This is a genomic window from Streptomyces sp. NBC_00435 (assembly GCF_036014235.1).
Classification (GTDB): domain Bacteria; phylum Actinomycetota; class Actinomycetes; order Streptomycetales; family Streptomycetaceae; genus Streptomyces.
In genome coordinates this window covers 40,628-53,073 of the sequence record NZ_CP107924.1, presented here as the reverse complement: position 1 = coordinate 53,073, position 12,446 = coordinate 40,628, and the positions used below count along the sequence as shown (strand labels likewise).

Annotated in this window: 7 protein-coding genes and 1 pseudogene; 4 read left to right on the top strand and 4 right to left on the bottom strand. The window is 68.7% G+C overall.

From position 1 onward, the window contains the following. Nucleotides 1-21 precede the first annotated feature (21 nt). Entirely contained in the window at nt 22-705 is a 684-nt protein-coding gene (locus OG389_RS00225; RefSeq protein WP_328296407.1) for a hypothetical protein, read from the top strand. A 288-nt stretch (nt 706-993) separates the two neighbouring features. On the opposite strand, the gene OG389_RS00220 is transcribed toward OG389_RS00225, so the two are convergent. Next, nucleotides 994-1,293: a hypothetical protein gene (locus OG389_RS00220; protein WP_328296406.1), complete on the bottom strand. Its 300-nt coding sequence runs from the start codon at nt 1,291-1,293 to the stop codon at nt 994-996. Between the two features lie 2,304 nt (nt 1,294-3,597). On the opposite strand from OG389_RS00220, the gene OG389_RS00215 reads away from it, so the two are divergent. From OG389_RS00215 to OG389_RS00205, 3 genes and pseudogenes are all read left to right on the top strand, one after another. After that, the gene (locus OG389_RS00215; RefSeq protein WP_328296405.1) at nt 3,598-4,449 is read left to right on the top strand and encodes an ATP-binding protein; all 852 of its coding nucleotides are present in this window, start codon (nt 3,598-3,600) and stop codon (nt 4,447-4,449) included. Between the two features lie 153 nt (nt 4,450-4,602). Continuing rightward, a pseudogene (locus tag OG389_RS36640) lies at nt 4,603-6,191 on the top strand (Mu transposase C-terminal domain-containing protein); the annotation flags it as partial. A 102-nt stretch (nt 6,192-6,293) separates the two neighbouring features. Next, on the top strand, nt 6,294-6,959 hold the full coding sequence (locus OG389_RS00205) for an AAA family ATPase (RefSeq protein ID WP_443059402.1): 666 nt from the start codon (nt 6,294-6,296) through the stop codon (nt 6,957-6,959). Between the two features lie 1,002 nt (nt 6,960-7,961). Here the strand turns inward: OG389_RS00205 and OG389_RS00200 are convergent. The 3 genes from OG389_RS00200 to OG389_RS00190 all read right to left on the bottom strand — a co-directional run bounded on the left by OG389_RS00200 (nt 7,962) and on the right by OG389_RS00190 (nt 11,383). Next, the gene (locus OG389_RS00200) at nt 7,962-8,807 is read right to left on the bottom strand and encodes an ATP-binding protein (RefSeq protein WP_328296403.1); all 846 of its coding nucleotides are present in this window, start codon (nt 8,805-8,807) and stop codon (nt 7,962-7,964) included. Continuing rightward, the gene (locus OG389_RS00195; protein ID WP_443059401.1) at nt 8,804-10,381 is read right to left on the bottom strand and encodes a Mu transposase C-terminal domain-containing protein; all 1,578 of its coding nucleotides are present in this window, start codon (nt 10,379-10,381) and stop codon (nt 8,804-8,806) included. The genes OG389_RS00200 and OG389_RS00195 overlap by 4 nt, the downstream gene beginning before the upstream one ends. A gap of 153 nt (nt 10,382-10,534) precedes the next feature. Beyond that, a complete protein-coding gene (locus OG389_RS00190; RefSeq protein WP_328296401.1) occupies nt 10,535-11,383 on the bottom strand; it encodes an ATP-binding protein in 849 nt (282 codons plus the stop codon). Nucleotides 11,384-12,446 lie beyond the last annotated feature (1,063 nt).

The window sequence follows — 12,446 nt, the reverse complement described above, 5'->3', positions numbered from 1 at the left end:
TCGTGCCGTCCGAAGCGGTCGGTGGCGTCGCCGGATTGTGGTCCTGTCGAAGGCGCGGACGAGGCCGGCGAGGACGAGAAAGGGCCGCGGTCCGCAGAAGAGGCGGGCGGCGGGGCCCAGGAATCGTCCAGGGCCACGGAAAACGCGGAATCCGAGCAGGTGAAGTCGGTCTTCAGTGACTTGGCGGAGAAATACGACCTGGACATGGTGACGTCCGACGGCGCGTCGCTCTCGCCCGGCGACATCCACGCCCGGTTCAGCGACCACGATGCGCTGACCCCGGAACTGAGATCCAACTTGCGGGAGACGCTGACCTCTACCGGACGCGGTGCCAGTCGAGCGCTGGGCCTCGCCGGGGCGGGAATGTGGGCGAACGGGGTGTACGAAGCCTTCCACGATGACACCACGAGCCTGGACAAGGCCGCCGCACTCACGGCGATCGTGCCGTTCGTCGGGTGCGGCACCCAGGCCGGCGCCAACGCCGCTGGCGGACAAGTGGATGTAGTAGACACCGCGTTGTGCTTCACGGCCGATGCGCTGGAGATGACACCGCTCTGGCCGGTCGGACTAGCGGTCCAAGGAGCCCGCTACCGTCGCCGCGGAGGCCAGGACGATGGGGTTCCCTTCGGCCGATGCCTTCGTGGACGCCTCGTGACGAAGGCTGGCAGAACAGGCTGGAGGAGCTCCGCGCCGACGGGGGTATGAAGAAATTGGTCGCCAAGGCCGCAGAAGTTGAGCACCAGCGAGATCGAAGGCGCACAAGGCTGTCGTCCTGCATAACGCCGCCGAGAAGATCATCGAGATAGAGAACGGCGATGAGTCGGACGCAGTCAAACAACAGATGAAGACGGCTGCGGAGAACGCTGCCGCCGAACAGGTCGAGAGCCTTTCAGTCAATGCGCGTGAGCAGTCCCAAGCCGCACTCCACGACTACCTCGTGGAGGAGTCCAAGCAGTACAACGAAGAGTTCAACAAACGAAAAGTCGACATAGATCAGTGGAAGCAGCCAAACTGGGCTTTGGAGTTGGCTAAGGCTCGACTCCCGGGAGGATCAGGAGAGTAACGCGACTCTCCTCGTCCATCACCGCGCTCCGATACCGCAACGCTCTGCCATCCGTGCCAAGCGTCGATGAATTGAGGTCGGACTTCCAGCAAGCTCGCAAAGATCTGGAGAAGGAAGATCAGGGAGGCCGGCAGCACGACGAGCCGCTTGACGACGACACGGAGGAGCCGGACAAGTTCAGATTCGGCTTCCCCGGGCAGAAGGGCGACCCGCAGCAGCAGCAGGAGCATAAGCAGGACGCTGCCCAGAAGACCGACGAGCAGACTTCCTCGACCACCGACGGAAAAGACCAATCTACGTCGGATCTGGTACAGGCATCGGATTCCGCACTCGTTCCCGAGGAATCCACCGAGCCCCCGGTCGGCTCGTTGAAGGGTTCGTCTGATCAGGCTGGGGTTGTGTCACCGGAGCGGTCAGCTGAAACCCCGGATCCGGCTGCGGTTCGGGTTGGGGTGACGGATCCTGCTGCGGTCTCAGCTCCAGGAGAGGCCCCCGTCCCCGCTGCTGCCGTGCCTGCGTCTGGGGAGTCGGGTTCTCCTGTGGTGGGTGGTAGCGCCGGCCAAGTCCGCGCCTGCTCCCGCGGTTGACGTGGCGCCTGTGGCTGGTGCTTTCCCTCCGTCGGGAGCCTGTGACGAGGGCTGGCTTGCCGGCATCGGTGAATGCCGCGCCGGGGAGTGGTGTGTCTGCTCCGGGGGACGGTACGCCCGCGGTAGCCGCGTCTGTGCCTGCGCCGGCGTCAGAGGGTGTGCAGGCTCCAGTGGATGCCGCACTTGCTGCTGTGCCCGCGGACGCTTCGGGGGCTGGGGCGGCTGTCGCGTCGGTGCCGGTGGAGTCGGTGTCTGCTGTGGGGGGTGGTGTGCCGGCCGAGGCTGTGGCTGCTCCCGCGGTTGACGCGGTTGCGGTGCCTGTGGCTGTGCCTGTGGTTGGTGGTGTCCCCGCACAGCCTGCGTCCGCGTCGGAGGCTGCGGAGGCCGCCCCTGCGTCCGCCCTTGCGTCTGCGCCTGTGGCTGCGTCTGCGTCTGTGTCGGAGACTGCGCCCGCCGTGGCCGCGCCTGCGACGGAGGGTGTGCCGGTTCCGGTGGATGGTGCGTCTGCGGTGGCCGTGGCTGATCCCGCGCTTGGTGCTGTGGCCGCGGACGCTGAGCCTGCACCCGAGTCTGTTGCGCCTGTGGCCTGAGGGGTCTGTGGGCGTATCTGATCCTGCTCCTGTGCCTGTTGTGGCTGCGGTGGTTCCTGAGGCGGATCCGGCGGTGTCTGCTCCGGTGCAGTCCCCGGTGTCGCAGGATCCTGTTCCTGCGGCGGTTTATGTTCAGGAGGAGCAGACGCCCTCGGCGGAGCAGCCGGCTCCGGTGCAGGAGGAGCAGCCGGCTCCGGTGCAGGAGGATTCGGGTGTGGATCAGAGTGGTGGCTGGGAGGGCGACGGTGTTTCCTGATCTCGGACGGCCTCTTGGGTGGTTGGTCTCGGGGCGAGGCCTCGCGGGAGAGGGGAGAGGACGGTTCCGTGGTCGACAGTGACGGGCGACCGGGGCGCTCAGCCGGGCTATTGTCCGGTAGAGCGCGCTGGTCGCCTCGTACCGGACTCACGAGGCTGGCCTCTCTTCCCGGCGGCTCACTGCCCTCTCTACCGTGCCCAGTCGATCCCGAGGTCGGCGAGTGCGGCGAGTTAGGCCGGTTGAAGTCGCGGTGTTGTGAGTGGAGCCAGCGTCCGATGTCCTCGCCGTGCCGGGTGACTCCGGGCAGGATGTCGGCGATACGGGCGCCAGAGGCCAGGAGTTGGGTGAGGCCGTCGAGGTTGGCGTTGCCAGTCGGCGGTCCAGCCCGTTCTCGCGTGGGTGTGAGTTGGGGGTGTGGTGGCGGGGGTTGGGTGTCATCCATGCATGACATGAGAAACCGGAGGCTTGACCGGCTCGACAGCAGTCCGTGATGGCTGTCATGGGGTGACCACGGTCGCCGCTCACTTGCCGATATCACGGGGTGGTCTGGCGGTCACGGGGTTGAAAGTTCCTGTGTCTGGGGCGGCCGGCATGGGCTGTGCTGGCGGGTATGGCTGCTGGGTTGGGTCGCGGTGGCCTTGCCGGGTGAGGACTCGTCTGACTCGCTGCGGGGGTGGGTGCGGGGCGTGGTGTGGTGGCCTCGGCGTCTGCTCGCGGTGGAAGAGTCGGGGAAGAAGTCACGGCTGCATGTGAAGGTCGCCGGCGGGGCTTGCTGGGGTGTCGGAGCGGACGGTGTGGCGTTGGCTCGCTGAGGGGCGGGCGGGGCGGATTGAGGCTAGGCCGCGCCGGGGCGGGTTCGCGCTGAGCGATGCGCTGTGGGCCGTACTCGCGGAAGAGGGGCGGGGAACGTCTCGGCCTTGCAACCGGAGAGTTGGATCCAGGCACGCGCGGATGGCCTGCTGGAGGAGCTGGGCGTGGAGTGCGTTCCCTCGGCTTCGACGCTCCAGCGCGTGGTACCTCCGAGATCTGCGGGCGGGGCGGGTGCTGGAAGTGGCTCGGCCTTCTCGGAACCGGGCTGAGGTCAGCCGGTATGAGCGGGTCTTGGCTGACCTGAAGCTGCAGCGGAACGGCGAGGGACCGCCGGTGCTGGACGCGTTTCGGCAGGCTTCAGGTGTTGCCGAGTCTGATGAGGAGGCCGCACCGCCCCCTCGGAGTGGGGTACGGCTGTTCGTGCCGGGTGCGCGGGTGGTGTCGACTGCCGGGGTGGGTGCGGTGGTGGAGGCGGTGGGGCACACGGTCGCGGCGAGGGGGATCGGGTGTGTCTTTGGAGAACCCGGACTGGGGAAGACGGTGGCGGTGCAGCAGGCACTGCATCTGCTGCCTGAGCGGGTGCCGGTGTGGCGGGTGGTCGTGGGGGTGAAGCCGGGCCTGCCGCAGATGCGCGCTTCGTTGCTGGAGGCTTTGGGGTTGTCGACGGGTTCTCTCTCGCACCGTGCGCAGCCGGCGGACCGTGCCCTGGGGGAGGCGCTGCGCCGGCCTGGGGTGCTGTTCCTCGATGACGCCCAGCGCCTGTCTCCTCCGCTGCTGGACTATCTGCTGCGGCTGTTGTGGGACCAGTCGGGTACTGCTGCCGCGCTACTTCTGTGTGGGGCTGGAGCCGAGCGGGTCATCGCTCGGGCGCCCGCGCTGCGGTCACGGGTACTGACCTGGCACCAGGTCCCCGGGCTGGCCCAGGAGCGGCTTGCAGAGACGCTGACGATGTTCCATGACGTGTGGGAGGGCGCCGGTCCGGCGGATGTGGTGTGGGCGGATGCGACGGTGGCGCGGGGCAACTTCCGTACCTGGGCGAAGATCACCTCCCACGTCTACGCCTTGTCCAAGGGTGGCCGGGACGTAGGGGTGGATCGTGGGTTGATCGAGCAGGCCTGCGCTCGGCTGGGCCCTTACCCGTGACAGGAAGTGGCATGGGAGCGAAGGGGAAGCCGCGGGCCAGAGACAGCGAGTCGGTCCATGATCAGTTCTCCCGGGGCGCAGGGCGAGCCGCTGCTGGACGTGCCCGATCCGGTGCTCCAGGGCCCTGCTTTGGCCGCACTGCGTGGCCCTGCTGTGCAGCGTTTGCTGCGGTTGCGGGCCCAGGGGCGGTTGTCGCGGGGGCATGTGCGTCTTGCGGGGGAGTGTCTGGGGGTGTCGGAGAGGACGGTGCGGCGGTGGCTCGCGCAGGCTGAAGCTGACCCCGACGCGGGGGCCCGTCTCGGGGCGGACCGGCGGACCGGTCCGGCGACGCCGGCGGTGCGGTTGCTGCTCGCGTACTGGCGGGGCAACGCCTGGCCGCGAGTCGCACCTGGCGGCTAGCGGCCGTGCTCGTGCCGCGGCTGGCGGACCGGTCACCGCGGTGCCGGGGTACACCGCCGGAGGCGAGGTGCCGCTGTTGGATCCGGTGCCGTCGTTGTCGACGTTCCTGCGCGCGGTAAGCCGTGACCTGACCGCGGGGGAGCGCGCAGGTCTGGCCCGGGGGCCGGAGGCGGCCCGGGCCCATGATGTCTTCGGCCGCCGCCCCCGTGGGTGGCGGAACCCGGGCCGATGAGGCTGACCACGTCAGGCCCACTCGTGGTCGACGCCGACGGAGAACTGGTGCGCCCGTGGGTGACATGGTTCATCGACGTCGCGACGAAGGCCATCACGGGTACCGCGGTCACGCCCGGCCATCCGTCCAGGGCGTCGATCCTGGCGGCCCTTGCGCGCCGCGGTGCTGCGCACCGGCCCGTACGGGCCGGCAGGCGGTATCCCTGAGCACGTGCGGGTCGACCGTGGCCGGGACTTCCTGTCGAAGACGGTCCTGACCGCCTTCACCGACCTGAAGACCAAGTGCGAGGATCTGCCTGCCTACAGTCCTCATCTGAAGGGCACGGTGGAGAACCTCAACCGGTGCGCGGACCGCATGCTCTTGCGGTCCTGCCCGGCTCACGACCACCTCCCAAGCCCCGGCGCAGCAAGAAGGCGAGACCCTGACGGCCACTGGCGCTGGCCTTTGCCGAGTTCACCGCCGAAGTCCTGGACTGGACACGGTGGTGGAACACCGAGCACCATCCTGCAGGCCTGGCCGGCCAGACCCCTCTCGAAGCCTGGCAGGCCGACCCCACGCCCCTCTCGGACATCCCTGAGACCGCCTTGTGGGGGTTGATGCTGGAGGACGACGGCCGGGTACGGAAGCTGAGCAGCCACGGCGTGCGCTGGCGCAGTCGCGACTACCTCGGCGCGTGGATGGCCGGCCAAGCAGGCCGCAGCGTGCGGATCCGGCACATGCCCCACCACGACCACGAGATCGAGGTCTGCGACCTGGCCGGCCGCCACCTGGGTCCCGCCCACCTCGCCGACGCCGCGACCCCGGAACAGCTCGACGAGCTGCGCCGTACCCGCATTGTGCGGGCCCGACGACTGCGCGAGGAGACGAAGAAGGCCGAGACCCTGCGCCGGCAGCACTTCGCCCCCGGCTACGACGCCCATGCCCGCGCAGGCGCCTGGGCGCCGTCCGCGGCCCCGGCCGAAGCCGATCAGGGGCACTCGATGCGGCATCCGACGGCGACATGGCCGCCTTGGCGCTGGCAGACCTCATCCTCCGCGCCGCCGCCCGACCATCTGGAACACCCCAGCCTCCCTGCGCCCTGCCATCCGGGAGGAGAAGCGATGACGAGCCAGCTGCCGCCTCGGGAGACCGATCACTACACCCAGCTCGCGGACGCCGCGGTCGTCACGACCCGGGCGCTCCTGGCGGGCCCGGAGAACATCAGCCGACGACGATCGATCGCCAGGGCGATGATGCGTCGCCATGGCCAACCGGCGACGGTAAGACCCTTGCCGCGAATGTCTGCCTGCGTGAGCTTGAGAGGACCCGTAGCGAGGGGGTCTGCCGGATCGCCTTCCGCGCCCGCCCCACCGCCCGAGCGGTACGCCACGAGCTCTTCGCTGCGCTCGGTCTGCCAGGCGAACCTCCGCGTCACCCGTCCGAGTTCGACCGGCTGCTCCTGGACTCGCTGGCAGCTCAGCCACATACGCTGGTCGTGGACGAAGCACAATGGCTGAATCGAGAGACGTTCGAATATTTCCGGTTCGTCTGGGATCACCCGTACTCACAGATCGCGATCATCTTTGCCGGCGGTGAGGGAGCACACACGGTGCTGCGGAAGGAACCGATGCTCTCCTCCCGCATCTTCATCTGGCAGCACGTCACCAAGCTCACGCTGAAGGAAGTTCAGCAGGTCATTCCCCTCTACCACCCCGTCTGGGCGCAGACCGATCCTGCTGACATCGCCTTCGCGGACCGCCACGCGGCCCATGGCAACTTCCGCAACTGGGCCCGCCTAACAGCCCATACACTGACCGCACTTGAACGAACAGGCCGCGATCATCCTGATCAGGAAGTGCTCTGCTGGGCGTTCAGCAGGCTGGGCAGTCGGCGGGACTGATGACAGGGCCGTGCGCAGTTTCACTGATCCACGACAGCTGTTGCCGGCCGGTAGATCCGGTAGGCGATGATCTTTCCAGAGTTGAGCCGGATCTGCAGATTGAAGCATTCTGGGATGGCGGGGCTGCTCCAGTGAGGGCTTCCAAGCTTGGCGATCCTGTTTCCTCCTTAGCAGCCTGGGGAGGATGGGCTGGAGCCGGGCGTGGTTGATGCGTTCCGGGATCGTCTTTCTAGGGGTGGTTATGGCTCAGGGGACTGTGAAGTGGTTCAACGGGGAGAAGGGGTCCGGGGCGGACGTTCAGCCTCTCTGACCACCCTCCCCACACAAGCCGAGGCCAAGCAGGGACTCCACGGCCCAAGCCCCTGCCCTTGGTGCCAGCCGGACCGCGGACCGGTCCTGGCCCCTGGAGCCCGGAGCCGGAAGGGCCTTGGATGCAGGCCGCGGGGCCGGAACCCGCCGCAACGGCGCCGTAGGGGCCCGCGAGCCGCCGTGCAACGGGGTCGCGCCCGCGCTCCGCGCGGGAGCCCTGGGCCGGCGACGCCGGCCCAGGGCTCCCGCGCGGAGCGCGGGCGCGACCCCGTTGCACGGCCGCTCGCCGGCCCCTACGGCGCCGTTGCGGCGGGTTCCGGCCCCGCGGCCTGCATCCAAGGCCCTTCCGGCTCCGCCTCCAGGGCCAGGACCGCTCCGCGGTCCGGCTGGCAACAAGGGTAGGGGCTTGGGCCGTGGAGTCCCTACTTGGCCTCGGCTTGTGTGGGGAGGGTGGTCAGAGAGGCTGAACGTCCGCCCCGGACCCCTTCTCCCCGTTGAACCACTTCACAGTCCCCTGAGCCATAACCACCCCTAGAAAGACGATCCCGGAACGCATCAACCACGCCCGGCTCCAGCCCATCCTCCCCAGGCTGCTAAGGAGGAAACAGGATCGCCAAGCTTGGAAGCCCTCACTGGAGCAGCCCCGCCATCCCAGAATGCTTCAATCTGAGATCCGGCTCAACTCTGGAAAGATCATCGCCTACCGGATCTACCGGCCGGCAACAGCTGTCGTGGATCAGTGAAACTGCGCACGGCCCTGTCATCAGTCCCGCCGACTGCCCAGCCTGCTGAACGCCCAGCAGAGCACTTCCTGATCAGGATGATCGCGGCCTGTTCGTTCAAGTGCGTCGTCGGCTGGGCTGTTAGGCGGGCCCAGTTGCGGAAGTTGCCATGGGCCGCGTGGCGGTCCGCGAAGGCGATGTCAGCAGGATCGGTCTGCGCCCAGACGGGGTGGTAGAGGGGAATGACCTGCTGAACTTCCTTCAGCGTGAGCTTGGTGACGTGCTGCCAGATGAAGATGCGGGAGGAGAGCATCGGTTCCTTCCGCAGCACCGTGTGTGCTCCCTCACCGCCGGCAAAGATGATCGCGATCTGTGAGTACGGGTGATCCCAGACGAACCGGAAATATTCGAACGTCTCTCGATTCAGCCATTGTGCTTCGTCCACGACCAGCGTATGTGGCTGAGCTGCCAGCGAGTCCAGGAGCAGCCGGTCGAACTCGGACGGGTGACGCGGAGGTTCGCCTGGCAGACCGAGCGCAGCGAAGAGCTCGTGGCGTACCGCTCGGGCGGTGGGGCGGGCGCGGAAGGCGATCCGGCAGACCCCCTCGCTACGGGTCCTCTCAAGCTCACGCAGGCAGACATTCGCGGCAAGGGTCTTACCGACGCCGGCCGGGCCATGGAGACACATCATCGCCCTGGCGTCGATCGTGTCGGTGATGTTCTCCCGGGCCGCCAGGAGCGCCCGGGTCGTGACGACCGCGGCGTCCGCGAGCTGGGTGTAGTGATCGGTCTCCCGAGGCGGCAGCTGGCTCGTCATCGCTTCTCCTCCCGGATGGCAGGGCGCAGGGAGGCTGGGGTGTTCCAGTCGTCGGGCGGCGGCGCGTGAGGGATGAGGTCTGCCAGCGCCAAGGCGGCCATGTCGCCGTCGGATGCCGCATCGAGTTCCTGATCGGCTTCGGCCGCTGTGACGGCGCCCAGGCGCTGCGCGGGCATGGGCGTCGTAGCCGGGGCGAAGCGCTGCCGGCGCAGGGTCTCGGCCTTCTTCGTCTCCTCGCGCAGTCGTCGGGCCCGCACAATGCGGGTACGGCGCAGCTCGTCGAGCTGTTCCGGGGTCGCGGCGTCGGCGAGGTGGGCGGGACCCAGGTGGCGGCCGGCCAGGTCGCAGACCTCGATCTCGTGGTCGTGGTGGGGCATGTGCCGGATCCGCACGCTGCGGCCTGCTTGGCCGGCCATCCACGCGCCGAGGTAGTCGCGACTGCGCCAGCGCACGCCGTGGCTGCTCAGCTTCCGTACCCGGCCGTCGTCCTCCAGCATCAACCCCCACAAGGCGGTCTCAGGGATGTCCGAGAGGGGCGTGGGGTCGGCCTGCCAGGCTTCGAGAGGGGTCTGGCCGGCCAGGCCTGCAGGATGGTGCTCGGTGTTCCACCACCGTGTCCAGTCCAGGACTTCGGCGGTGAACTCGGCAAAGGTCAGCGCCAGTGGCCCGTCAGGGTCTCGCTTCTTCTTGCTGCGCCGGGGCTTGGGAGTGGTCGTGTAGCCGGGCAGGACCGCAAAGAGCATGCGGTCCGCGCACCGGTTGAGGTTCTCCACCGTGCCCTTCAGATGAGGACTGTAGGCAGGCAGATCCTCGCACTTGGTCTTCAGGTCGGTGAAGGCGGTCAGGACCGTCTTCGACAGGAAGTCCCGGCCACGGTCGACCCGCACGTGCTCAGGGATACCGCCTGCCGGCCCGTACGGGCCGGTGCGCAGCACCGCGGCGCGCAAGGCCGCCAGGATCGACGCCCTGGACGGATGGCCGGGCGTGACCGCGGTACCCGTGATGGCCTTCGTCGCGACGTCGATGAACCATGTCACCCACGGGCGCACCAGTTCTCCGTCGGCGTCGACCACGAGCGGGGCCTGGACGTGGTCAGCCTCCCACGTCTGGTTCCGCCACCCACGGGGGCGGCGGCCGAAGACATCATGGGCCCGGGCCGCCTCCGGCCCCCGGGCCAGACCTGCGCGCTCCCCCGCGGTCAGGTCACGGCTTACCGCGCGCAGGAACGTCGACAACGACGGCACCGGATCCAACAGCGGCACCGCCTCCGGCGGTGCACCCCCCGGCACCGCGGTGACCGGTCCGCCAGCCGCGGCACGAGCACGGGCCACCAGCTGCCGGTGGACCGCGGAGGCGTTGCCCCGCCAGTACGCGAGCAGCACCCGCACCTCCGGCGTCACCTCAAACCGGTCCACCGACCTCGCTCCCGGACGGGCCCCTGCGTCGGGATCAACTTCAGCCTGCGCGAGCCACCGCCACACCGTCCTCTCCGACACCCCCAGACACTCCCCCGCAAGACGCACATGCCCCCGCGACAACCGCCCCTGGGCCCGCAACCGCAGCAAACGCTGCACAGCAGGGCCACGCAGTGCGGCCAAAGCAGGGCCCTGGAGCACCGGATCGGGCACGTCCAGCAGCGGCTCGCCCTGCGCCCCGGGAGAACTGATCATGGAACCGACTCCTTGTCTCTGGCCTTGGCTTCCCCTTCGCTCCCATGCCACTTCCTGTCACGGGTAAGGGCCCAGCCGAGCGCAGGCCTGCTCGATCAACCCACGATCCACCCCTACGTCCCGGCCACCCTTGGACAAGGCGTAGACGTGGGAGGTGATCTTCGCCCAGGTACGGAAGTTGCCCCGCGCCACCGTCGCATCCGCCCACACCACATCCGCCGGACCGGCGCCCTCCCACACGTCATGGAACATCGTCAGCGTCTCTGCAAGCCGCTCCTGGGCCAGCCCGGGGACCTGGTGCCAGGTCAGTACCCGTGACCGCAGCGCGGGCGCCCGAGCGATGACCCGCTCGGCTCCAGCCCCACACAGAAGTAGCGCGGCAGCAGTACCCGACTGGTCCCACAACAGCCGCAGATAGTCCAGCAGCGGAGGAGACAGGCGCTGGGCGTCATCGAGGAACAGCACCCCAGGCCGGCGCAGCGCCTCCCCCAGGGCACGGTCCGCCGGCTGCGCACGGTGCGAGAGAGAACCCGTCGACAACCCCAAAGCCTCCAGCAACGAAGCGCGCATCTGCGGCAGGCCCGGCTTCACCCCCACGACCACCCGCCACACCGGCACCCGCTCAGGCAGCAGATGCAGTGCCTGCTGCACCGCCACCGTCTTCCCCAGTCCGGGTTCTCCAAAGACACACCCGATCCCCCTCGCCGCGACCGTGTGCCCCACCGCCTCCACCACCGCACCCACCCCGGCAGTCGACACCACCCGCGCACCCGGCACGAACAGCCGTACCCCACTCCGAGGGGGCGGTGCGGCCTCCTCATCAGACTCGGCAACACCTGAAGCCTGCCGAAACGCGTCCAGCACCGGCGGTCCCTCGCCGTTCCGCTGCAGCTTCAGGTCAGCCAAGACCCGCTCATACCGGCTGACCTCAGCCCGGTTCCGAGAAGGCCGAGCCACTTCCAGCACCCGCCCCGCCCGCAGATCTCGGAGTACCACGCGCTGGAGCGTCGAAGCCGAGGGAACGCACTCCACACCCAGCTCCTCCAGCAGGCCATCCGCGCGTGCCTGGTCCAACCTCCGGTGCAAGGCCGAGACGTTCCCGCCCTCTTCCGCGAGTACGGCCCACAGCGCATCGCTCAGCGCGAACCCGCCCCGGCGCGGCCTAGCCTCAATCCGCCCCGCCCGCCCCTCAGCGAGCCAACGCCACACCGTCCGCTCCGACACCCCAGCAAGCCCCGCAGCGACCTTCACATGCAGCCGTGACACAACCCCCGACTCTTCCACCGCGAGCAGACGCCGAACCACCACACCACGCCCCGCACCCACCCCCGCAGCGAGCGACGAGTCCTCACCCGGTACACCGCGACCCAACCCAGCAGCCATACCCGCCAGCACAGCCCATGCCGACCGCCCCAGACACAGGAACTTTCAACCCCGTGACAGCCAGACCACCCCCGTGATATCGGCAAATGACAGCACCTTGGTCACCCCATGACAGCCATCACGGACTGCTGTCGAGCCGGTCAAGCCTGGTTTCTCATGTCATGCATGGATGACACCCAACCCCCGCCACCACACCCCCAACTCACACCCACGCGAGAACGGCTGGACCGCCGACTGGCAACGCCACCTCGACGGCCTCACCCAACTCCTGGCCTCTGGCGCCCGTATCGCCGACATCCTGCCCGGAGTCACCCGGCACGGCGAGGACATCGGACGCTGGCTCCACTCACAACACCGCGACTTCAACCGGCTCAACTCGCCGCACTCGCCGACCTCGGGATCGACTGGGCACGGTAGAGAGGGCAGTGAGCCGCCGGGAAGAGAGGCCAGCCTCGTGAGCCGGTACGAGGCGACCAGCGCGCTCTACCGGACAATAGCCCGGCTGAGCGCCCCGGTCGCCCGTCACTGTCGACCACGGAACCGTCCTCTCCCCCCTCCCCGCGAGGCCTCACCCCGAGACCAACCA

Coding starts and splice junctions, on each gene's coding strand:
- OG389_RS00220 (WP_328296406.1), bottom strand. CDS start 1,293: ATGCTCCTGCTGCTGCTGCGGGTCGCCCTTCTGCCCGGGGAAGCCGAA.
- OG389_RS00200 (WP_328296403.1), bottom strand. CDS start 8,807: ATGACGAGCCAGCTGCCGCCTCGGGAGACCGATCACTACACCCAGCTC.